The sequence below is a fragment of the Calothrix sp. NIES-3974 genome (assembly GCF_002368395.1).
In the GTDB taxonomy this organism is placed as follows: domain Bacteria; phylum Cyanobacteriota; class Cyanobacteriia; order Cyanobacteriales; family Nostocaceae; genus NIES-3974.
On the sequence record NZ_AP018254.1, the window covers coordinates 4,453,712 to 4,478,164 of the forward strand.

A 24,453-nucleotide genomic window follows, 5' to 3' on the forward strand; every position below is an offset into this window, starting at 1 on the left:
TTGTTCTCAACTAATGGATGAGGTTACTTTAAAACTTAACTTTCAAAATCATTGATTCACAGGCATTGTAGCGTTTACAATCCGTCGAATTCACGTTAATCAACTGAGTTCCGTGGGTTATCAGGACGGCTATTCCCTACTTCCTCTAGTCCGAATTAATTCAGCAATGAATGCGAGGGTTGCGGAAACGACAATCAGTATTACACTAAGGGCATTGATATCTGGTTTGACACCAGCACGAATCCGGGCAAAAATTTCCATCGGTAAGGTATTTGCACCACTACCAGCAGTAAAGCTGGCGATGAGAAAATCATCCAGACTCAGTACAAAGGCTAATAAACAGCCGGAAATAATACCTGGTAATAGTTGGGGTAAGATAACCTGTAGGAATGCTTGCATTGGATTTGCTCCTAAATCCAAGGCTGCTTCCTCTAAATGGGGGTCTAAATGCTCTAAGCGAGAATTAACTACTAGAGCAACATAGGCGATACAAAAGACAGTATGGGCTGCAATAATAGTCCCCAGACTGAGGGGAATGGCAAAGGACGCTAAAAATACTAACGTTGCAACTGCGATCGCAATATCTGGGATAATTAGGGGTAGGTAGGCAATTCCTTGATATAGTCCTTTACCGGGAAACCGATATTTTGCTAACCCGACAGCCATCAAGGTTCCAAATACCGCCGATACTGCCACCGCACAACCACCGACAATTAGGCTATTTTTCAGGGCTAAGAGGATTCTTTCTTCGCTCCATAGTTTTTGATACCATTCCCAAGTAAATCCCTGCCAAGTAGCACTGTAGGGGGACCGATTGAAACTATAGGTGGCTAACACAAAAATTGGCAGATACATGAACGCGAACATTGATACTGAGAAAATTCCCTGCCAAGTTATCCGTCGCGGTTTTGATGGTGGAAGAGTATTCACGTTCTAATATTATTTTTTATGATAACCAGTGTTTTCGGTTTTAACTTTTGATTTAGAAATCAGCACTAACCTATACTCCTGTTGATAGCATATATGCAGTTGAAAGTCAAATAACTTTGAAGTTGAGATTATCCTGCAAAAAACTTGGTACTGACATCTTGCACCATCCTTCCTGATAAATACTTACTCAGACAAATTATTTTGAGCTTATACATGATGCAAGATTGAATTTAGAACTTGCTGAAAAATATAAAAACTCTGATTTTGTGAGCTTTGGAGGGTATTTTAGTCGCCAAAGGCGCTGTCGCAATATGCATGTAAGGCTGAAAAACCTGGCATTTGTAATTTTTGCAGCCTGTGAAAAGCGGAATTGTTGGGTTAAAGCATTCCTGTGCAGACGCGACATGTCGCGTCTTTACCTACTCCCCGTTCCCTATTCTCACTAAAAGACTTTGACCGCAGACCCTAATTTCAGCTTTCTTTCGCAAAACTTATTGAAAACCCTGGGTAGCCTTAAGCATGTGATAGGTGATCAATAACTGGGTCAGAGCCAAAGGATAACTTTGGAGGGTTTCCCCCGTTGTTCCCGTAACTTTTCCTAATTCAGGGTTAGATTCGCGATCGCAAACATTTTTGAGATAGGGCATATCCCAACAAAGAATTTGCTCTAGTTTATTCACCTGTTCCTGGGTTGCATGTCCATCAATTTCCAAAACATCCACCGGTTTACCCATATCCCGGTCTAGTCCAAGGCGGATAGCGGATTGGAAATTTCCATTACCCATCTGTACAATTTCTGTAAAATCAGGGTGGGGAATTGTCGGACGCAATACCAAGCGCACATTGAGATGTCCATTGCCATTCTCTGTGTTGTCATGGGCTGGATAAAAACTGACGACAATATCCGACCATTTACGCTGGGGACGAATAAACTGCTCCGAATCTGGTTCCCGCCTTTCCAATTCCTGCAACACCTGTTCCGGTGTATACCCCCGCTTTTGGGTATCCCGTTTCACCTTCCACTGCGATCGCAAATCCTCTGGAGGCGCTAAATAAACCTTAACATCATAACAATCCCGCGCTCCACGAGTCGAATAACCCAACAAACCTTCCACTATTACGTATTTACCTGGTTTGATGTAAATCGGTGCTTCAAAAGTACCCGTCTTATGGCTATAAACAGGCTTCAAAATTGGCTGTCCAGTCCGCAACAACGATAAATGCTGCTGCATAATATCCAAATGGTTACAATCAGGATGAAGCGCCGTAATACCTATTTCCGCTCGCTGTTTGCGGTCATAGCGATGGTAATCATCGGTACAAATCACCGTCACGTTTTCTGGACCAAGTATCTGGGCAATCCCCCGTGTTAATGTGGTCTTACCTGCGGCACTATCACCAACAATACCTAAAATAATTGGGCGACTCATCCTGAACCCCTCCAAGTGTCTATTACGCAATCAGCAGAAAATGCGAATACAAAATGTATGCTATTTTACTAATTTTATGAATAAATTGAGTTTTACTCAATAACTCAGGAATTTATTTATTGAGCAAACCCTGACAATTAGGGGTAGGGATAGCGGTTTGTCAACATAGAAATGACGGGTGAAAGTAGGCAGAGGAAGTAGGGGAGGAAAGAATTTTTTGAACTGACATTCCGCAAAAAACGGTAAAAACAACATCGTAACAGTTAGGATGGGGAATGAGGGTTTGAATCCAAAATCCATAGACGCGCGTAGCGCAGCTTCTCGAAGAGTAATCTAAAATCAGATGATGGTTGATTACTCTCCCTGGGGACATTCATCCCACAAAGTCGTAATTTCCCGCAAACTTTGAAAATTACCATCCCCCAAAATCAAATGGTCGAGCAAAGGAATATTTAAAAGTTTCGCTCCAGCCAATAATTGACGGGTCAGTTCAATATCTGTTTGACTCGGTTCAATATTTCCCGAAGGATGATTGTGGGCAATGATTAAACGAGTAGCATTATGTTTAATTGCTTCACGAAAGATTTCTCTCGGTGGTGCAAGGGTCTCTGTAGCGCTTCCCACCGTAATCACTTGGGTTCCCAACAGTCGATTTTTGACATCTAATAAAACGACAGCAAACCTTTCAGTACTTTGCCACATCAGGTCTTGACTTAAGGCTGCGGCTGCGGCTGCGGGACTATCAATCACGGTTTTATCATTAGGACGGGATTGAAATGTTCGCTTACTCAATTCTACTGCTGCGAGGATACTTGTGGCCTTGGCTGGACCAATTCCATCAATTTGCATTAACTCTGCGGCACTAACATCCCGTAATACTGCTAACGGTTCCCGTTGATGTTGTCCTAGCTCCTGCAAAATTAATTGTCCTAATCCCACAGCCGATAATTTGCCTGCACCTTGACCTGTTCCTAATAAAATGGCAATCAGTTCAGCCGTTGAGAGGGTTTTTGCGCCGTAGGTGAGCAATCTTTCGCGTGGTCGTTCAGTTTCCGCCATATCCGCGATACGCAGACAGTAGGTCATAGCTTCAAACAGGGGTAAATGCAGTAAATATTTCTATTTTTTATTTATCCCCTTTCCCGGTAGCAAATATATGCCAATATGACTAAATATTTAAGATTTTGCATTATCTTCATATTTTGGATATTTTGGTGGAATTGCTCCTGTATTTCTCACAAATCCCTCAAATCTACAGGAAGTAGGGAGTAGAAGGAAAATTCATCTGTCACTCAAGACTTACAGCAATCCGAGGGGGATTTGTAAAATCTTACATGTAGGGTTGTTAACGCTTGACAGTTGAAGGTTAACAGTCACCAGTCAACGGCACGCTATTTTTCACGACTTAAATCGGATTGCTGTATAAGTTATATCGTTTACGCTAATGCTTGCGACATATCATGGACTGTAACCGTTGATTATTCTAGTTTCATGTATTGCAAAGTACAAGAGAATCGATATTATTTAGAAGTTGCTGGTCAAGTGTCAATAAATACTTTATCAACCACTTATTGAAGAGGGTAAATAGGCTCAAACTTTACAGACGCGACATGTTGCGTCTCTCCCGATTCTGCTTACTCCCAAAAAACGGGCTTGTTAAGTATTGAAATCGACTTTTAAAACATCCTCTTAAGAGAAATCTGGGTCGATATCCTGATTAGCAAATTTGGGTTGACCTGCACACAAGCTACAACCTCTCAGGATCAATACCTTTTTCCTGTAATTTTTGCAATAAATCCTGATACCGCTTTCTTTCCTCTTCGAGTTGGGAAAGTGCATTATCTGCACGTTGACGTTCGGTTTCTGCACGCTGACGCTCCTGTTCCCGTTGTTGTGCAAGTTCCACAGATGTCAGAAATTTCTCCCCATCGGGACGGTATATTTCCAGGGTTTGAGGTGTGAGATGAAAGCGGATACCCAAACGGGGACTAACCCAAGTATTGATCTCTTCAATTACTTCTAATTCTCCTTCTTGACTTCGCAACCAACCATTCAAATCGTTTTTGTCGGGGTCATAGATGTAATACTCCTCAACTCCATAGCGTTCGTAGAACTTCTGTTTTTTTGCCATTTCCTTGAGGGTATTTCCTGGAGAAAGGATTTCAAACACTACTTGGACGGGGATATTATTCTCTTCCCATTGTTTGTAAGAACCCCTGTCTCCCTTGGGTCTACCAAACACAACTAAAACATCAGGAGCTTGACGGATTAATTCTCCCTCCACCGGATACCATAGTAAATCTCCAGCTACAAACACATCCGGTTGGGATGCAAACAATATTTCCAGGTTTTCTTTAATAGTGACTATCCATTGAAATTGTTTGGTATTATCAGCCATTGGTTGTCCATCGCTGTCTGGGTAGATGATGGTGGCTGGGGTTTGTTGTGTCAGTACCATAGCGATCGCTCTACCTTGCATTTAGGTGGGGATGGTCTTATTCTAACTTTCTCCGGATATTGACCAACAACCATTCCCATAATTAAGTTAATAATCCCCTTGAAAATGTCCCCATCAAAAAGCAACTGATATGTGCCATCCTGTCGAATTACGTCCTTTGAGTGTTAGGGAATCTGCCAGGATTCAAACTTTTCCTGACGATTGGATTTTCTACGGTTCTGTCGCTTCTAAATATAAACAAATTGGTAAGTTTTATTGATAAATATGCTAAATAATAGTACTATGCCCAGTGAAATCTAAATAATTGACGATAACAATCTATAGATTAAACGAAATAGTGATGTCACAGCGATCGCAATTAAAGCGCTGGTCAATGCCGAGAAAATCATTGAGGGTATACCCATTCCTGCTTGCAAAGCTGGAACAAACAACATCACCGCCAAGGTTAGCCCCGGAATTATCCCCAAATCCCATCCTTCCAACCAGCGACGATTTTGAGCATATACCAATATACCAGTAATCAGCACCGCACCAGCGATCGCAATTCCTGGACTTTGGAATAAACTAAATAACGCGATCGCCACTAACCCCCCTTCAAAACCACTAAATCCTGCACCCCGAAGAATTTCCCAGGTGGAAAATCGCGGTTGAGGTGATGCTGGTACAGGTGCTACTGGTTGCGGTGAGACTGCTACAGGTACTACCGGTTGCGATGTCACTGGTGCAGGTGTGACTGCTGGAGGAATCACCGTCGCTGGTACTGGTGTATTCACAAACGTACCCACAGCAGATAAATCATTCAAAACTTCTTGTGCCGATTGATACCTATCTGCGACTGCTGGTTTGAGCATTTTGGTCAGAACTTGCGACAGTTGGGGGGAAATAGAAGTGAATTGTTCCCACTGCCACCGATTACTATAGGCATCAAATAATTCACTGGCATCTTTAGCTGTTAATAATACCAAAATCGTCACCGCCAAAGCGTATAAATCCGTCGCTGGATAAACATCCTGACCGGAAGTTTGTTCTAGGGGCGCAAATCCCGGTGAGTAGATTCCCGTAGAACCCTTGGAGGGAGATGGAGAATTTGTGACTTGTTTAACTGCGCCGAAATCCAGTAAAAACAACTTGCCATCGCGACGACGCATAATGTTGGAAGGTTTAATATCGCGATGAATAATATTTTGGTTGTGAACAAACTTGAGAATACTGAGAACTTCCCGCAACACTTCCAGAGCTTGAGTCTCCGTAAATCTACCTTGCCGAACTACTTCTTCCTCCAGATTCTGACCATCTATATATTCTTGAACAATGTAAAAAAATTGATCCTGCTTACCACTAGTTAAACTATCGACAATAATTGGGAAATAGGCATACAAATTAGGTATTTGATCATGTTGATGACCAATATCTTCCAACACAACCGCTTCCCGCTCAAATAGCTGCTGGGCTAATTGTAGCTGCTCTGGATTCAGATTTCCCGCCGGTTGAAACTGCTTCACAACACAATAACGCATTCCCGGAGTATAGCGATCGCGAGCTAAAAAAGCTGCACCAAATCCACCACGACCCAATAATTTTACAGGCAAATAACGTCCTGCCAAAATCACAGGCATACCGCAGGCAGTACAGAACTTATGCGGTACTGTTCGCAATGTCGTCGTGTCGTCAAGTTCCGCAAAATGGTTTTGTGGACGAGGGCAGTGCGGACGAGTGCAGTAAAGTTCCATACAATTGATTCGAGGTTAAATTTTCTGGAGCCAGGTGATTTGAGGTAAGTCCGTCAATCAAACTTATTTAAGTATTATGCAATACCAAATAATTTTAACTACGGGCGGGGTGTGCAGAAAAACTTTACTCAAGAGATGAAAAAATAGCAAGTTAACTAGTGTCGGTTAACGGAAATAGGCAAAATCTATCAATATTAGACATCTCCAGAAATTAAATATTAACCCTTACTAAACAAGCATTTGAGTTCCTTTGTTGGAGATGTCTATAAAAATTGAGAACTCATGGGTGAGGACTTAGTGATGAAACAACAGTTTGCCAGGGTCAGCGATCGCGAAGGATACCTATTGTGTAAATCTACACTTAAACATCCTCCTATACTGGTAAGTTCACGAAAGTAAGGTTAATATTCCTACTCCCATACGGACGTAAAATGTTACGTCTTTCCCTAATCCCTGAATTCAAGGGACATTTTCGGGTTAGTCGAGTGGTAGTGGCTCTAATCTACCAATCTCCAGAGATTTGCCATCAAGATTTAGACATCATCATCCAGGGTAGCCGGTGATGTTTCGTCAACATCAAAGCCATTCACGACTACTGTATCGCGAATCGAATCGCGGTGTGGTGTTTTCAACAATTGAGGACTCCAACCGGGATTGGCGAACTGGGGGAGAATTTCCTGGCTAAAGGCTTCTGCGGCTTTAGAACGGTAACGATTAGGGTTGAGAATCAGCCAAAGGGTTCTTTTGACGACCACACCTTCAATGGTGGTGCAATTGAGGACACCCATTTGTAGCTCTTTTGCGATCGCTGAGGTTGAGACAAATGCCGCACCTAAACCCGACTGGACAGCATTTTTTATTGCTTCGATGGAATTAAGTTCCATTTCCACCTTAAACCTGCGGGTGTCTAAATCGCACCTGGTTAACACCTGATCAATGACCTTGCGAATAGTTGATTGTGAATCCAGGGCAATGAATTGTAGTTTATATAAATCTTCTTTTTGAATTGTTTCCTGTTTAGCAAAAGGATGGGATACTGGTAGAATCAGTGCTAGCTCATCCTCCGCATAGGGTAATATTTCCAAAGAATCAGCTAATTCCCCAGGGATTTCCCCACCAATGATGGCCAAGTCTACCTGTCCATTGACAACACTCCAAGCAGTACGTCGAGTCGAATGAACATGTAGCTGGACAGCAACATCAGGGTATTTTTGCCGAAACATACCAATCATCTTAGGTAGTAGATATGTACCCGTGGTTTGAGAAGCACCAATAATCAGGGTACCACCCTGGAGGTTTTGTAAATCCTCAATCGCCCGACAGGTTTCCTGACACAGACTGAGGATTTTTTCACCATAACTTAACAACAGGTGTCCAGCTTCAGTTAACTGAGCGCGTCTTCCACCTCTGTCAAACAAGGGAACATCCAACTGTCGCTCTAAGTTTTGTACTTGTAAACTTACAGCTGGTTGGGAAACATACAAACTATCAGCAGCGCGTTTAAAGCTCCCTTCAGCAGCAATTGCTCTGAGGATGCGTAACTGATCTAAAGTAAAAGGAAGGTCAGACATATAAAGGCTCAACCCACAACGTTGAAAGGAGCAACACTAAGCAATAAACTAGCGAGTCAGTTTGATTCGGTGTTTGAGAACTTTTATTGCATCTTAAACTCCGAGAGATAACTCGAAAAAGACAGTATCACAACATCTGGATAAAAGTCTCATATTTGAATACTTTGCGGTATGGATTGTACTGAAATTAAGTTTTCTTTAAATTTATTTACCAATGGAATTTATTTTTACCACTTAGTCAACCCCCATTTATACAAGCATATGTCGGACTACAAATGATTCGGAACAAATCTATTGATGGTATAGAACAACTAAATTTATCTGTGGCAGCAATTCAAAACCCTAAATTCAAGCTCTCAGATTTATCTACCAGTGCAATCCCAAGTCCAAAATCCCAAATAGTTTGTAAACCAACTTTTGAGCCAGACCGGATAAGATATGATTTTGTATCCCGCCACATTAAATCTACTCGAAATTGCCGCAATACAAAAGCCCCAAGTTAGTTTATCTCATTGTGCAACCCATCAGCAGGATTTACCATTGCCAGGAAAATCTCATCCAAGCACCAGTATATTGCCTCCAGCATAGCCTAAGACACAACATTTACCCATCACATCCGTAAATCTAATTGCCCAGCCGATGACTGGATGCAGAGGGAGCGGGGAGAAAGGCGACATGTCGCGTCTGTGGGAACAATGGTGAAAATGCGATCACATTTACCAACCCCCACCTCCCTTGTAATCAGAGGAGATGACCAAATTACTAGTACAGGTTGGCTGAAATAAACTGAGTATTAACTTTTTATCTAGTGACCACGCTCCGCGTGGTCGCTTAGTGGGTTGAAGGCTCTGCCTTCATTCACGAAGCAGGAGCCTCGCAGATTCTGCTCCCACGCGGAGCATGGGAGCGAGGGGAAAGGTAGGTGTATTTACGCCGCGCGGTACTAGATAATTTATTTTTCCGAATCCACTAAAAAAATGCTAAATTATCCCCTAGCCACCATTCCAGAACAGTTTTACGCCTATTGGCTAGCTTCATTTATCACCGAATCGATGTACGATGAATTGGAGTAGTTGCAAACAAGATTCGGGGCTGTCGATTTTAAATAATTGATAATTCGTAATTTATAATTCGTAATTATGATCTAAACCCACTTTGGCAAGCTCAGTTACCTCACCGGGAACAAGACTGCTTACAGAAGCAGGGGAATCATAGCCTTTGGAATTACCTAGGCGCAGGTTTCTTGCCGTAGGCAATTACGCATTAGTAATTACGAATTAGGTAGACATACCGATTACCATTGTTTGACCATTGACAGCGTTCCATCCTGACCACTGTCACATGTCAACAGAGTTTTGGAGTGCCCCTAATTCACACCTACCCAATTACCCACTTGGAAATTTGACTCCATCAAAACTACCAATCGTCAGTCAAGGTATATTTGATTGCTCATACGCAGGAGATATGTGGTATTGTAAATTACCTAGACTACTGCAAATAGCAAAATCAAAATAAAAAAGAACTATTAATAACCTCTAGAGGCATCATGGTGTTGTCGGTTAGCGAAAGAACATTTAATCAAGAAGTATTAGAATCGCCAGTTCCAGTCCTAGTGAATTTTGAAGCCCCCTGGTGTGGTTTGTGTCGAATTATCCATCCCTTACTGCTGCAATTTAAATCCCAATTGGGAGAAGAAATCAAATTGGTAGGAGTGAATGCGGACGAAAACTTTAAGCTGTCCACCAAGTATAGGCTCAAGTCCTTACCGACTCTGTTACTAATTGCTGATGGTAAAGTGCTGTATCGGGTAGAGGGGTTTCGTAGTCGCGATGACCTATGGCAAGCCCTAGAAGAAGTTCGTCAGCAATACTTAATTAAGCCAGAATCCTGTTTGCCCCAAAGTGGTAGCTGGGAGTATAGTTCCCTCCAGAAGTAATATATTTTTACTTTCAAGTTGATACATTTATGGATGCGGGGGGCTTTCGGGAGCAGGGGATGCTGGGGAAGTATATCTACTAAGCACTTCTGTATATTAACCATACTGTATTCTGCCTCCTGTATTCTATTTTCTGTCTCCTGTCTCCTCCCCAATTAACTAATCGACATTTTTCTTAACAATTGCTTGTCCTTAAGCTCTATCATGATTTAGAGGTTAAAATCTAAAACCAAACTTAACCACCCCATCGAAACCGTATCCGATGGGGTATTTTATGCTAAAAACTGTGTGTCACAATTATTAACAGTTGGGACAATTCAATCGAAAATACCATAGTAGGCGTTAGTGATGGAAATAATCTATCAGTATGCCTGGATGATTCCAGTTCTCCCGCTTTTAGGAGCAATGCTGGTTGGTCTAGGATTAATTTCGTTAAATCAGGTGACAAATCGCCTGCGGCAACTCAATGCGGTGCTAATTATCTCGTTAATGGGCACAGCGATGGGGTTATCGTTAGCTATTTTATGGAGTCAAATTCAAGGACACGCACCCTATACGCGTATCTTTGAATGGGCAGCAGCAGGTAATTTTCACCTCACAATGGGGTACACGATTGACCACCTGACTGCAATGATGTTAGTAGTCGTCACCACTGTTGCAATACTGGTGATGATTTATACGGATGGGTACATGTCCCACGACCCAGGCTATGTACGTTTTTATGCGTATTTGAGCCTATTTGGTTCATCAATGTTAGGTTTGGTGGTTAGCCCCAACTTGGTTCAGATATATATTTTCTGGGAATTAGTGGGGATGTGTTCCTACCTGCTGGTGGGGTTTTGGTACGACCGCAAAGCAGCTGCGGATGCTTGTCAAAAAGCATTTGTGACCAACCGGGTTGGTGACTTTGGTTTGTTGCTGGGTATTCTGGGGCTATTTTGGGCAACGGGTAGCTTTGATTTTGCGGTGATGGGGGAAAGACTAGGTGAGCTAGTGGAAAACGGTTCCCTGAGCAATTTCTTGGCATGTTTATTTGCCATTTTGGTATTTCTCGGACCAGTGGCAAAATCAGCCCAGTTTCCCCTACATGTGTGGCTACCCGATGCGATGGAGGGTCCTACACCCATTAGTGCCTTGATTCACGCAGCGACGATGGTGGCTGCTGGAGTGTTCTTGATAGCCAGAATGTATCCGGTATTTGAACATGTACCGGCGGCGATGGGTGTGATTGCCTTTACGGGGGCATTTACAGCATTTTTGGGGGCAACCATTGCGATTACCCAAAATGACATCAAAAAAGGATTAGCCTACTCAACCATTTCCCAGTTAGGTTACATGGTGATGGCAATGGGAGTGGGGGCTTACTCTGCGGGATTATTTCACTTGATGACCCACGCCTACTTTAAGGCAATGCTATTCCTAGGGTCGGGTTCGGTAATTCACGGGATGGAAGGTGTTGTAGGACACAATCCGGTTCTTGCCCAAGATATGCGGGTGATGGGGGGATTGCGTAAATACATGCCTGTGACTGCGATTACATTTTTAATCGGTTGTTTAGCAATTTCCGGTATACCTCCCTTTGCTGGATTTTGGTCAAAGGATGAAATTTTGAGTGCGGCTTTTTCTGCTAACCCATTGTTGTGGTTTGTCGGTTATGTAACGGCAGGAATTACGGCCTTTTACATGTTCCGGATGTATTTTTCCACCTTTGAGGGTGGATTCCGGGGTACAGATCAAAAAATTATTCAAAAACTCAAGGATGCAGCTGCTTTTGCCGCAACACCGGCGGTCAATTTTGGACCAGGGGCGATGCGTCAAGGGGAATTAGCAGCAACCACTAGCCACGCTCATGATGATCATGGTCATGGAGATGGACACCATAGTGATACTCCCCATGAGTCACCTTGGACAATGACCTTACCGTTGGTAGTGTTGGCATTTCCATCGATGTTAATCGGACTTTTGGGTACACCCTTTGCCAATTACTTTGAGCAGTTTGTTTATTCCCCGAATGAAACCTTGGCTGAAGTCATGGAACATTTGGCGGAGTTTGAACCGAATGAGTTTTATATCATGGCAGGTAGTTCGGTCGGTATTTCCCTAATTGGGATTACCTTGGCTGTGTTGATGTATTTAATCAAGAAAATCGATCCAGCCGCGATCGCATCTCAAATTAAACCGCTTTACGAGTTATCTTTGAACAAGTGGTATTTCGACGATATTTACTACAAAGTTTTTGTATTAGGTTTACGTCGTTTAGCCCGTCAAGTCTTGGAAGTTGACTTCCGGGTTGTGGATGGGGTTGTAAATTTGACCGGTTTCTTTACTTTGGTTAGTGGAGAAGGTCTCAAGTATCTGGAAAATGGTCGCGCTCAATTCTATGCGTTGATTGTTTTTGGTGCGGTGCTTGGTTTAGTGATTGTGTTTGGTGTCACCTAATTCCACCTGTTTGAATTTTTGATCACAATTTTAGTGGGTGTTATGCCCACTTTTTCTTTTTCACTCCAAGTTTTGACACATTTTCTTCCCCTGTTCCCGAAAGCTTCCCTCCTCTCCCCAATCCCTGCTTCCCCAACCATTTCCCCTAGAGAGCAAAAAAGGCTGTAAATTATTGATTAGCATGGATATTAATTAGCCTTGTTGACACTCTCCTGGCTAAGACCGAGGGGATTCTACATTCATCGTTAGAATTTGCGCTCTAGCAGGTTTTCACCAACTAGCGTAGAGATTCCGACTCCTGTAGCGTTACTTCGGGAATGCCCTTCCCTAGCTTGTCTAGCAAGATTTAGAATATTCTTTGCAGCATTTACATCTCGTTGCAACTCACATCCACAACTACATTTGTGGACATCAATCAAAGAGTCCTAGAGGACTGAGACCGTTTTCATCCCTTGTCTCAAGGCGAAGGGTTTTCAACAAGTATTTTTATAAGGAAACACAAAACATGACAACTTATTATTACGTTGTGGCAAGTCAGCGTTTTCTGACAGAAGAAGAACCCTTAGACGAGGTATTAAAAGAAAGAACTCGTTATTATCACGAAAACGAAAAAGAAATAGATTTTTGGTTAGTCAAACAACCAGCGTTTCTAGAAGCACCTGAGTTAGTCAAGGTGAAAGCGCAATGTCCACAACCGGCTGCGGCAGTGATTTCCACCAATCCCCAATTTATTACCTGGTTAAAACTACGTCTGGAATATGTGGCGACAGGAGAATTTACCGCTCCCAGCGAAACAATTCCTGACCCCTTAGCATCTTTGGCGACCGTATCCTGATATACTCTGTTTTACTAGCAATTCCATTTGTGCGCATAAACTTTGCTGCTCAACAGCTAGGAATTTATGCGTATGCAAACAGTTATCAACTGGATTACAGGTTGCTATAGGACCCTCGCAGCAGGGGAACAAAATTGCGTTCATAGAATCTTTGAAGAGAAACCTATCTATGTATCCAACTGTTGTGCAGAGATTAAAAACTGTGCCACGTGTAATTCGTGAAGCATTGTGTCTCCCGCTTTTTGCCTTTGCGATCGCGACTACAATGGGTAGCATTCGTCCAGTAGTTGCCCAGCAAAATCCACAAACTTGTGAACCTCCAGCTGCGGGGGAGTATCTACTACTTGTAATTAGTCCAACCGCCGAAAACCAAAATCAGTTGCGACGAGTCCTACCCAATAGTACCAAAACCACGGTTTGTACCTATCTCAAAGATACGGTGACTCGAATTGGTGGATTCTCGAAAATTGATGACGCTAATCGCTGGGCCAGATTTATCAGAGATTCAGCAGGTTTATCGGCAATTATTACCACCCGTCCACCGGAACCAACCCCACCCCAAGCAAAATTTAACCCCCAAGCCCTTGGTTCTGGCTATGCAGTCCTAGTTGATTACTTTAATCGTCCAGAACTGGCAAAACAAGTCCAGCAGGTTGTCGGAGGTGATGTGGGCTTTGTTTCCTACGCCCAACGCCCCTATTTACTAGCTGTTTACACCACTAATTCGCGGGATGCTTACAGCACCCTCCAAAGTCTAAGCGAACGCGGTTTTTTTGCAATGGTTGTAGATAGTCGTCGGGTGATGCTTCTACGGCAAGTTGTGCGTTTGGAGTAATCAGGTACTTACTCGGCGTTGCATGTTTAATGGCGTTGAATACCCTCCAGAAAAACTGCGCCCATAACCGTTAGCAGTCAACAGTCAACACCATTATTAGACGATTATACAATAATGTGTATGTCCTAGCTGATTCATCACCGGATCAGCTTTTTTGATGGGAGCCTTGCAGCCACCCATAGTCGGACTCATTTCGGAAACAGGGGATGCAGGGGGAAGAAAATGTATCACAAATTTGAATGGAATGGTATCAATACTTTAAAATTGAAGGGATACTTATCTTGAGGGATAATTACCAATAGACCATATAAACACCTATATTATTGATGTGATTTGAAACGGTACTAATGGGACTAGATCAAGTTCGAGATTGGCAACCCCCAAGATACATAATCCCCATAGCAGGATTATTAATCTGTGTAATTGTAAATTTTATCGCTTTATTCGGTTTACCTGCACCAGTTTATGCATTAACCACCAACCTGGTAAAACAGCCAGTGACCAAAATTGATGTCAGCTTAGGAAACGTTGACAATGAACTTAAATTTGTACCGAATCACCTTGAATTTGAAGCCGGAAAACGTTACCTATTACAACTCAAAAATCCCAGTCAGCTAAAACATTACTTTACCAGCAAAGACTTTGCCGACGCAATTTGGACACAAAAAATTGAAGCCGGAAAAGCCGAAATTAAAGGTGCAATTCACGATTTAGAACTAAAACCCAGTGGAGCAGCTGACTGGGTATTTATTCCTTTGAAACCGGGAACCTATTCATTACGCTGTACAATCCCTGGCCATGCAGAAGCAGGAATGGTGGGAGATATCGTTGTACAGTAGGGGAGTCGGAAAAAGAAGTCGGGTGATTGAAAATCAATATTGAGGACAATAAGAACCCGACTTTTAAGAAAGTCGGCGAGAAACAACCATAAATGCGCAGTCTCTTCCTGTATTTGGCTATTATTTATGTAATACCAATTTAAATATGAAGACGCATAGAAAGAACCCCACCCTAACCCTCCCCGATTACGGGGAGAGGACTAGATTTCTCCCTCTCCGTAGGTACAAAACAGGGGGAGATTTGGTTAGTTAATTTCGACCCGACTATTGGAGCAGAAATAAAAAAGACACGTCCAGCAAATCAGTATTTATGCGGAAAGGCAAATATTTTGATGAGGGGACGATGATTTGATTGCGATTTTGTTACAACGGTTTGGATTTTGATATTTTCTATTGTGACAGCTTGAGCATTGCGTTGGATATTGTCAGAAGTTGTGCTTGTTGATTTCTTCTGGGTTTATTTACACATCTGTCTGAAGATGTATTTTGCATGAATGATTATAAATTTTTGTATGTAAACATTAAGTTTAGCGGCGCAGTTTAAAAAAAAATAAATCTACAAAAAGTTTTTAACTGCATGTATTAAAAGAATCTGGTGATATTTTTATCTGAGGCAAACTATATCTAAGAATGAATGTTTGTGGTAATGGTGGGAAGAAAGAATGCAGGAGTTAGGATACGGAAAACAGGTGAAGTGGAGGTGATATAGTTTCTATTTGCGAGGTTCATAAGGGTTCATAGTGAGGGATTTATCCCTTAAATTAAGGTCTAGAGTAATAGTAGTCCATGTCTTTAAATTTGAAGGCTTGTATTTGTGGCTCAAGACTGGAAACAGCTTGAAAATGAAGCGCTAAAGCCCAACTACGAACTCCTCATAACTTGTGTGGTGGATACTATTTACTACTCCCTACACCTTAACTCCCTGGTTCTAAATCAAACTAGATTCCTTTAAGTTCTCCTGTTTTAGTTCGGCTGATAGTTTAATTGTTTAATTAACGGTTTAAAAATTTGAAACTTACGAAAGGAGGGGATAAAGGGTGTTTTATCAACCTGGTTCCTTGTCTAGATTAACTATTTTATTGGCGACGACGGCTACTACTGTACCGATTTTGGTTTGGGGTGGGGTTGGTGTTGTTGCTCAATCTGCGAGTAATGAGCAGTCGGAGTTTCCTTTGTTGAATGATGTTCCAAAGGGTACGCAGGTGCGGATTAATGGTTCAAGTAGTATGATGAGGATGAATCAGGCGCTTGGGCAGAAGTTCCAATCCCAGTATCCCCAGACGAGTGTGGTGACTAGCTATGATGGTACTGATGCGGGTTTGCAAGCGGTTTTAGATGGAAAGGCTGATTTGGCTGGAATGGGTCGGGTGCTTTCCGATGGGGAGAAGGCTAAGGGTCTGAATGGGACTGCGGTGAGTCGCCATAAGATAGCCGTTTTCGTGGGGAAGGATAACCCTTTCAATCAAAGTTTAACGATTAACCAGTTTGCGCAGATTTTTCGTGGTCAGGTGACTGATTGGTCAAAGTTGGGGGGAAAGGCTGGTAAAATCCGTTTGATTGATCGTCCGGAGAATAGTGATACTCGTACTGCTTTTGCTAGTTATCCGGTGTTTAAATCTGCACCTTTTGAAACTGGTAAAAATGCGGTGAAATTGTCGGAGGACAGCACGGATGCGATGGTGGCTGCTCTTGGAAAGGATGGAATTGGTTATGCGATCGCAGATCAAGTGGTGAATAATCCGAATGTGCGGATTTTAGCGATGCACAAGGTGCTACCAACCGACCCGCGCTATCCTTTTTCCCAACCTTTGCTGTATGCTTATAAGGGGGATAAACCAAATCTTCCGGCTCAAGCTTTTCTGGGTTTAGCCACTGCACCCGCAACTCAAGCGGTGGTGGAACAGGCACGTTTAGAAACGGCTAAATCTGCGGATAGTCCCACTGCTGCCAATCCCCCTGCAACAACTCCAGATGCGGCTGCAACCGTTACTAATACCCCAGCCACAACCCCAGATACGGCTGCAACTGTCACCAATCCCCCAGCCACAGGAACTGATAACGCTGCAACTAGTGCGGGTACGGATGATAATGTTACATCTGTCCAACCTGCTAATCCTGGTAATGTTGCCAATGCTCCTGGGGGGACAGCAACGGCGGAAAGTCAAACGAAATTCCCTTGGTGGTTATTGTTAATACCAGTTTTGGGGGGAATGTTATGGTGGCTGTTGAAAAATCTTAACGGCGCAAGTCCAGTTGCAGTGGCGCCTGCTGCTGCCGCCGCCGGAGCCGTAGCTGGAAAAACCCGCGAGAGTCGGATAGTTTTGACACCACGGGATGCCCGTAATGGTTATGCCTATTGGGAAATACCGCCAACGGTGGAGGAGGAGCTACGCCGTCAAGGTAAACGGGGGATGAAATTACGTTTGTATGATGTCACTGATATTGACATGGATTTGCAAACACCCCACAGCGTTCAAGAATTTGATTGTCGTCCTGGGGAACAGGATTTACACATACCCATCCCCATGGATAACCGGGAATATGTCGCCGAAATCGGCTATCCGGAAAGTAATGGTAGCTGGTCGCGAATTGCGCGATCGCAACCCGTGGGTTTTTCCTCCCCTACACCTGCTAGTACGATAAGTAGGATGAATAATGGGGTGGATACATCGATTCCGACCCCGACATCCACCGATACTGGTGGGGATGACCAAGCCGCAGCTGCTTCCCTTTGGGGTGATAGTCCAAGGGTGGATGAAACGGGGGATAATGGTGTCAATATAAGCACGGGTGATAGTAGTAATAATACCGGAAGTGATTCCAATTTAGGAGCCGGAATCGCTGGAGTTGCAGCTGCCGGGGCTGGTGCAACCTTGGTAAATTTATTTTCCCAAAACAAGAATCGTGTTGCACCACCGGACCCCACTACCAAAGCTGGCAAAATTGATACTAAAGGTCATCCCCGGGCCATAATGGTTCCCCGGACACCGGAAAGTGCCTATGTTTACTGGGAACTGCCGCCAGAGCATCAAGCCCAGGACAAACTAATGTTACGGTTGTATGATGCTACGGGTGTAGATAATTTTGATATGAGTACCGCCCTACCCTTTAGCACCCACGACTGTACGGGTCAAAATGACCTACATGTGCGGATTCCGGAATCAGAACGGGATTATGTCGGCGAGCTTGGCTATGAAAACCCAGATGGAACGTGGGTAAAATTGGCACAAACGGAAAAGGTACATGTACCAGCAGCTGTCCCCACTGACCAAGAGTCAGAAAAATCAGCCGCAGAAGCGACTCCAAGCAACAATAATCCAATTTCAGCCACCGTTGCAGCCGTCACCACCGCAGCTAATAACGGAGTGAATACGGTGAGCCAGAATGTAGCTAATGTAGCCGATACCGCCAGAGAAACCGCCACCGGGTGGATGTCTGGAGTTAGCCAATCGATGGGAAATGCGATCGCGGGAGGAACTGCGGCTGTTGCAGGGGTTGGGAGTGCAGCAAATGCTCTGTGGAACCGGCAAAACAACGAACAACCAGATATTCACCCCACCCCCAGACAGGGTAAAAACCCCTGTCAAATCATCCTTGTTCCTTTGAATTCCCAACAAGCCTATGCCTACTGGGAAATTTCCGACGAACATAAACAAGCTGCACGTAGTCAAGGGGGGAGTCGATTCATGCTTCGAGTCCACGACTCGACCAACCTAGACATCGACTATCAACAACCCCACCAAACCCAAGAATATCCCTGCAATGAACAGGAATGCGACCGACACGTAACCATTCCCCAAAGCGATCGCGATTATATCGCCGAAGTTGGTTACTATACTAACGACAATCGTTGGATACGGATAATTCGTTCCTTCCATGTTCATGTTAGTTAGAGAACTTTAAAATTCGATGGCAATTGTTGACGGTTGACGGTGGACTGTTGACTGTCAACAAACAACTAAAGGCACTAAAGCATAACTACGTGCCTTTGTTTACTAATTAAAGCAGAGGCTCCAACTACCACTCAATCTAATCCAAAATCTAAAATCCAAAAACCAAAATCACCATGAGTTTATTCTTCGATCTACTTAGCTCTATTAACAATCCCAACCAACAAGCAAGCGTTTCCCAACTTGCATCAGTCATGAGTTCGGTTCAATCCTTCGCGAATCAAAATAATATTCCACCGAATCAGCTAGAAAATATCATGTCTGTAGCGGGAAATCTGTTGCGTCCTGTTTTAAAGCAACAACAAGCAACAATCGGGGAAGGTCGTTTACAAAATCTCCTGGGACAAGTTGCTGGTTCCGGTGCTAGCGCGACTGTTTTACAATCCATCATCTCCCCCCAAATCATGCAACAAATGGCTGGAACAATCGCCCAAAAGACCGGTGTAAGTAGTAATATTATTCAGTCAGCCATGCCGACCATTGTCTCTGCTGCCATGAGCCTATTAAATATGGGTTCACCCAAATCCGGTGGTTGGACTGGTTCTAATCCCCTCCTGTCATCCTTCCTAGATCAAGATGGGGATGGTGATGCAGACCTGGGAGACGTGATTAAGTTCGCTAATCGCTTCTTAAATCCTGCGTCATAGTTTTTGGCTGTGGAATCCTAAACCAGCAAAAAGAGAAGTGGCTTTGCCACTTCTCAGTAATTCCCAGGTAGAACCTAAAATGAGTATATTCGCTATACAATTTACAAATCGTATAAACTAACACTTTATTGTTTGGTTAAGGAAAAAAATCTAGGAAATGGGGAATGGTTTTAACCCAACAATTCCACTCTTGATGGACTGTAAAAATTACAAATGCCAGTATTTTAAGCCTTACACGCCTATTTGTTCGCAGTTTTTGCAGCTAAAATGCTCTCTAATTTTTGCAATATGAAGTAGAGACGACTCGTCGGGTCGTCTCTGACTCGTCGGGTCGTCTCTACTGTCAATTCCCCAAACATTCAACAAAACCTTTAATTTGGTCGCGGCTATGGGTAGCCATGAGGGAAATACGGATGCGACTGGTGGGGACAGTGGGTGGACGGATTGCAGGTGCGAAAAAGCCTGAATCTGCTAAATATTGGCTCATTTCTAAGGCTGCTTGGGGGTGGGGAAGTTGAATGCAAATAATTGGTGAAGAGGAAGGTAGGACAGATAAATTATGATGATGTAAATTTTTTTGTAGTAACTCTTGACAATAGTCGATATTTTTCCAAAGTTTTTGCCGACGATGGGGTTCCGATTGGATAATCTGAATAGCAGCTAAAGCCGCAGCAGTATCACCAGGAGAAAGGGCTGTGGTATAGATCCAACTAGGAGCGCGGTTGCGGAGGAAATCGATTAATGCACTGCTACCAGCGACATAACCACCTAAACTGGCGATCGCTTTACTCAGGGTTCCCATCTGGATTAGCTCTCGTCCTCGACAACCTAAGTATTCGACACAACCAGCCCCATTTTCGCCGAAAACACCTGTCCCGTGGGCTTCATCCACCAATACCATACACCCAAACTCATCCGCTAAATCTAAAATCTCCGGTAAAGGACATAAATCCCCATCCATACTAAAAACGCTATCGGTGATAATTAGACATCTGCGGTAATGGTTACGATATTCCTGTAATAAACCCCTCAAAGCATCCATATCTACATGGGGATATTCCCGCACCTGCGCACCACTGAGAATTGCCCCGTTTTTCAAACTCGAATGGTTATAAGCATCAGACAAAATTAAATCCCGTTTACCCACCACCGCCGTAATTGTACCGAGATTAGCCAAATACCCCGAACTAAATACAACCGCATCATCCGTCCCCTTGAGATATGCGATCGCATTTTCCAAATCACGATGTAATTTACGGTGTCCACTCAGTAACCGCGAACCCGTACTACCCGCTCCCAAAGCTTGAATAGCCTCCACCGCAGCAGCAATTAGCCGCTCATCCCCAGCTAAACCCAAATAATCATTACTAGCAAAATTCACCATCTCCCGTCCATCCAAGCAAATCGTCGCACCCGGTAAACCATCAACAGTTCTTACTGCACGATACCAATTCGCACGACGGATAGTTGCAAGGGAATCTTCTAACCAAGTGTAGGGATTTTGCATGTGAGAATACAGAATACAGTCGTTAGGAGAATACGGTTCGGATCAGAAAATTCGTAAACCCAAAATATGTGTTTACCTAGTCCTGGTGTAAGTCCTGAATTAATCATCTCCCAACCATCAAAAATACTCCCTTGGTTCTTTTGCTGCCCAGCCTAGCCCCGTATTTTCACGGACTTCAAAGTGTAAATGGGGTTCCTTCCCAGTTGGTTCTCCACTTGTACCCACCAGACCAATTTGACTTCCGGCTTGAATTTGCTGTCCCTGAGTAACTTTAATTTTTCCTAAGTGAGCATAACGGGTTTGTAAACCATTACCATGATTAATAATAACTAGTTTGCCGTAGGAACCCTGTTCTCCGGCGTAAGCGACAACCCCATCAGCCACAGATTGGACGGGTGTATCTACCATAGCTAATAAATCAATGCCACTGTGAAAGAAAACTTCTCTGGTGCGGGGATGGGTTTGCCAACCGTAGGCTAAAGCAATTGTCGCTGGTGTGGTGGTGACAAGGGGATAGCGGGAAAACTTACTTGGGGTGGGTGCAGCTGCAACTGGAGTATGGGATTGGGTGCGTGTTGATTTTTTGGCAGTAGGGATAAAAGCAATATCACTTGGTGCTTGACATCCATTTAGCTCAAACAATACATCTGCCCTAACTTGATACTTTTTGGCAATATCTCTCCAAGTTTGACCTCGCCCGACTTCCACAACAATACCATCGTAGGGAGGGATAAGTATTTCTTGTCCATTGGAAATTTTCCCATTTCGTAACTTCGGATTCATTACTATCACCGTTGCAGGTGATATTTTATATCTCTGGGCTATCTGGGCAACGGTTTCTCCTGTTGTGGCGGTATGCTTAACAAATCTGGTCAAGGCTGAATTGGGACAACTGACTGCGGGTGTTTGACTACGGACTACTCCAGTTACGGTTATGAGGATGGCGAAGGGGGAAATTATGGTGGTGAGATTACGTAATAATTGAGAAATAGTCATGGTGGCAGCAGCAGGTCAAATACGTAATATTACAGTCGGTGAAAATGCGGTGAGGATGATATTTTGGCTAAAAGGGAGTAGGGAATGGGGAGTAGGGAAAAACCACTTTTATTAGTTTTAGTGTAAACAGTACATGTAGACTAATTCCTCTGATTCAAACTAGCCCTCCGTCCCATGAATTTTGATGGGTGAGAAAAAGTACGTAGTTGCGCTAGCCTACGACAACCCTATGGGTATAGCGCTTTATCATAAAGCTTTTTCGGGGCTAGAGCAACAACTACAAACCCCTCAATACTTATCCCGTATTTCTCACAAAACCCTAAAACTCATAGGGAGTAGGGAGTAGGAAGTAGTGAATAGAAGGAAAATCAATTTGTTATTCAAGGCTGACAACTTAATCGTGAGAAATCCAGGTTATGTGGTGGACTACTACCCTTCCATTTTGTTTGCACATCCCGGATTTCTCACAAACTCCTAAAGCTTTCAGTGATTAGGGAGCGGGGAGAGACGCGATATATCGCGTCTGTACGGGAGTAGTAGGAAAATTAACCCATTACTCAAGGCTTATCACTCCCTTGTGAGAAATGTAGGACATGACCGTGCAGACCTTTGGTGAAGCCAAGTAGATAACTTTTAGCCGGAAAAAAAAGAGCCTAAATAGTTCTGATTACCGTTCCCTATTCCCTGTTTTCTCGCAATTTTTCCACCTTGTTTGTAAACAATTAAATATCAAAATCAAAATAGCTCATTCCGACTCCCGTACAGACGCGATATATCGCCTCTCTCCCTATTCCCTACTCCCTCAAACTAGAAATTTCCAATTAATTCCCAAAAATCACTCAATTGTCATTGACAATACATTTATCCATTTACAAATACGTAAGTAATGGGGATAGCCAAAAATGAAAATAATTCGCCAACAAGCATGTCTGATGACTAAACTGAAATTTAGGTGTTAGTGCTAATATTGCGGCGATTCAATTTGAGATTTGAAATTACCTGAAATCATCTTGCAGGTACATCAGTCAGTAGAAATTAATGTAGCAGCTATGAAGTTATCCTGGAAACAATTATCTTTATATTTTATCCTAGTCACCCTTGGTGGTGTGTTTGGTGGTGGTGCAGTTTTAATTGCCAGTCAAATTGTTATCCCCCAACGAAGGGTATTTTTACCACTAAATAATGTAACGGTTGCAACACAAAATCAATCCACTCCTGTAAATTCGATGCGTGGGAAAATAGGCGCAGTTGACGGTAATAGCGTTAATTTTGTGGCAACGGCAGTCCAACGAACTGGCCCAGCAGTGGTACGAATTAATGCCACCCGTAAGGTTGCTAACCCGATTTCCCAAGTATTTAAAAATCCGATGCTACGTCGATTTTTTGGCGAGGATGAGGAACCAATGCCCCAGGAAAGAATTGAGCGAGGAACCGGTTCCGGGTTTATTTTAAGCGAGAATGGTCAAGTGTTGACGAATGCCCATGTTGTTGCGGATACAGATGTTGTTCAAGTCACCCTCAAAGATGGACGTACCTATGAAGGGCGAGTGGTTGGGGTAGACCCGGTTACAGACATAGCTGCTGTGCAGATCCAAGCTGATAAATTACCGACGGTGAAAATGGGTAACTCGCAAAATTTGATTCCAGGACAGTGGGCGATCGCTATCGGTAATCCCTTGGGTCTGGATAATACGGTGACAATCGGTATTATTAGTGCCACTGACCGCACCAGTACCCAGGTCGGTGTACCAGAAAAACGGGTAAGTTTTATTCAGACGGATGCAGCTATTAATCCGGGTAATTCCGGAGGTCCATTGTTGAATGCTGAAGGTGAGGTCATCGGAGTCAATACCGCAATTCGTGCTGATGCGCAGGGTTTGGGTTTCGCAATTCCCATTGAAACTGCCGCACGGATTGCCAATGAGTTATTTACTAAAGGAAAAGCAGAACATCCCTTCCTCGGTATTGAAATGGTAGATTTGACACCAAGCAAAAGAGAGCAAATCAATCGGGACAAAAACCTGAATATTCAGCAGGATACGGGAATTGCGATCAAAAGTGTGATTGAAAATTCTCCTGCTCAAAAAGGGGGATTACGTCCTGGCGATTTGATTCAAAAAATCAACCGTCAACCAGTGAAAATCGCTGCTCAAGTCCAAAAAATCGTTGAATCTAATTCGGTTGGTGATATTTTGGAGGTGGAAATTAACCGTAACGGTAAAATTCAAGTTCTCAAAATTGAATCGGGAACCTATCCATCTCGGTGAAGTAATTTTGGATTTTGGATTCTGTAGAGACGCGATATATCGATATAGACGCGATATATCGCGTCTTGACTATTTTTCAGCAA

At 43.4% G+C, this 24,453-nt stretch carries 17 protein-coding genes and 1 pseudogene; 10 read left to right on the forward strand and 8 right to left on the reverse strand.

What is annotated here, in order from left to right:
* Positions 1-129: 129 nt before the first annotated feature.
* The 4 genes from CDC37_RS17910 to CDC37_RS17925 form a co-directional block, all read right to left on the reverse strand.
* Positions 130-930, reverse strand: coding sequence for an ABC transporter permease (locus tag CDC37_RS17910; RefSeq protein WP_442861044.1), 801 nt, complete (start codon positions 928-930; stop codon positions 130-132).
* Positions 931-1,421: 491 nt separating this feature from the next.
* The gene (locus CDC37_RS17915; RefSeq protein WP_096623748.1) at positions 1,422-2,360 is read right to left on the reverse strand and encodes a phosphoribulokinase; all 939 of its coding nucleotides are present in this window, start codon (positions 2,358-2,360) and stop codon (positions 1,422-1,424) included.
* Positions 2,361-2,714: 354 nt separating this feature from the next.
* Entirely contained in the window at positions 2,715-3,446 is a 732-nt protein-coding gene (gene radC, locus CDC37_RS17920; protein ID WP_096623750.1) for a RadC family protein, read from the reverse strand.
* Between the two features lie 661 nt (positions 3,447-4,107).
* Positions 4,108-4,824, reverse strand: a complete 717-nt coding sequence (locus CDC37_RS17925) for a Uma2 family endonuclease (RefSeq protein ID WP_442861098.1) — start codon at positions 4,822-4,824, stop codon at positions 4,108-4,110.
* Between the two features lie 103 nt (positions 4,825-4,927).
* Between CDC37_RS17925 and CDC37_RS17930 the strand changes: the two are divergent.
* Positions 4,928-5,065: pseudogene (locus CDC37_RS17930) on the forward strand (DNA cytosine methyltransferase); the annotation flags it as partial.
* Positions 5,066-5,114: 49 nt separating this feature from the next.
* Here the strand turns inward: CDC37_RS17930 and CDC37_RS17935 are convergent.
* Both CDC37_RS17935 and CDC37_RS17940 read right to left on the reverse strand, forming a co-directional pair.
* Positions 5,115-6,548: a serine/threonine-protein kinase gene (locus tag CDC37_RS17935; protein WP_096623752.1), complete on the reverse strand. Its 1,434-nt coding sequence runs from the start codon at positions 6,546-6,548 to the stop codon at positions 5,115-5,117.
* Positions 6,549-7,081: 533 nt separating this feature from the next.
* Positions 7,082-8,119, reverse strand: coding sequence for a LysR family transcriptional regulator (locus tag CDC37_RS17940; protein ID WP_096623754.1), 1,038 nt, complete (start codon positions 8,117-8,119; stop codon positions 7,082-7,084).
* Positions 8,120-9,665: 1,546 nt separating this feature from the next.
* Between CDC37_RS17940 and CDC37_RS17945 the strand changes: the two genes are divergently transcribed.
* The 8 genes from CDC37_RS17945 (at position 9,666) to CDC37_RS17985 (ending at position 19,600) form a co-directional block, all read left to right on the forward strand.
* On the forward strand, positions 9,666-10,055 hold the full coding sequence (locus tag CDC37_RS17945) for a thioredoxin family protein (protein WP_096623756.1): 390 nt from the start codon (positions 9,666-9,668) through the stop codon (positions 10,053-10,055).
* Positions 10,056-10,403: 348 nt separating this feature from the next.
* Positions 10,404-12,494 carry an NAD(P)H-quinone oxidoreductase subunit 5 gene (locus CDC37_RS17950; RefSeq protein ID WP_096623758.1) on the forward strand — a complete coding sequence of 697 codons (2,091 nt, stop codon included), beginning with the start codon at positions 10,404-10,406 and terminating at the stop codon, positions 12,492-12,494.
* Between the two features lie 505 nt (positions 12,495-12,999).
* The gene (locus CDC37_RS17960; protein ID WP_096623760.1) at positions 13,000-13,329 is read left to right on the forward strand and encodes an MgPME-cyclase complex family protein; all 330 of its coding nucleotides are present in this window, start codon (positions 13,000-13,002) and stop codon (positions 13,327-13,329) included.
* A 169-nt stretch (positions 13,330-13,498) separates the two neighbouring features.
* Positions 13,499-14,164: a hypothetical protein gene (locus CDC37_RS17965; protein ID WP_096623762.1), complete on the forward strand. Its 666-nt coding sequence runs from the start codon at positions 13,499-13,501 to the stop codon at positions 14,162-14,164.
* 347 nt (positions 14,165-14,511) lie between these two features.
* Positions 14,512-15,003 carry a plastocyanin/azurin family copper-binding protein gene (locus CDC37_RS17970; RefSeq protein ID WP_096623764.1) on the forward strand — a complete coding sequence of 164 codons (492 nt, stop codon included), beginning with the start codon at positions 14,512-14,514 and terminating at the stop codon, positions 15,001-15,003.
* Between the two features lie 185 nt (positions 15,004-15,188).
* The gene (locus CDC37_RS25295) at positions 15,189-15,350 is read left to right on the forward strand and encodes a type II toxin-antitoxin system PemK/MazF family toxin (protein WP_096626371.1); all 162 of its coding nucleotides are present in this window, start codon (positions 15,189-15,191) and stop codon (positions 15,348-15,350) included.
* A gap of 690 nt (positions 15,351-16,040) precedes the next feature.
* Positions 16,041-18,896 (forward strand): DUF4912 domain-containing protein, encoded by a 2,856-nt coding sequence (locus CDC37_RS17980; RefSeq protein ID WP_096623766.1) that lies wholly within the window; start codon positions 16,041-16,043, stop codon positions 18,894-18,896.
* Positions 18,897-19,069: 173 nt separating this feature from the next.
* The gene (locus CDC37_RS17985; RefSeq protein WP_096623768.1) at positions 19,070-19,600 is read left to right on the forward strand and encodes a DUF937 domain-containing protein; all 531 of its coding nucleotides are present in this window, start codon (positions 19,070-19,072) and stop codon (positions 19,598-19,600) included.
* 343 nt (positions 19,601-19,943) lie between these two features.
* Here CDC37_RS17985 and bioF read toward each other — a convergent pair whose 3' ends face one another.
* Both bioF and CDC37_RS17995 read right to left on the reverse strand, forming a co-directional pair.
* Complete coding sequence (gene bioF, locus CDC37_RS17990; protein ID WP_096623770.1) at positions 19,944-21,107, reverse strand: 8-amino-7-oxononanoate synthase; 1,164 nt, start codon at positions 21,105-21,107, stop codon at positions 19,944-19,946.
* Between the two features lie 117 nt (positions 21,108-21,224).
* On the reverse strand, positions 21,225-22,103 hold the full coding sequence (locus CDC37_RS17995) for a M23 family metallopeptidase (RefSeq protein ID WP_096623772.1): 879 nt from the start codon (positions 22,101-22,103) through the stop codon (positions 21,225-21,227).
* Positions 22,104-23,152: 1,049 nt separating this feature from the next.
* On the opposite strand from CDC37_RS17995, the gene CDC37_RS18000 reads away from it, so the two are divergent.
* Positions 23,153-24,370: an HhoA/HhoB/HtrA family serine endopeptidase gene (locus CDC37_RS18000; protein WP_096626373.1), complete on the forward strand. Its 1,218-nt coding sequence runs from the start codon at positions 23,153-23,155 to the stop codon at positions 24,368-24,370.
* The last annotated feature ends 83 nt before the right edge of the window (positions 24,371-24,453 follow it).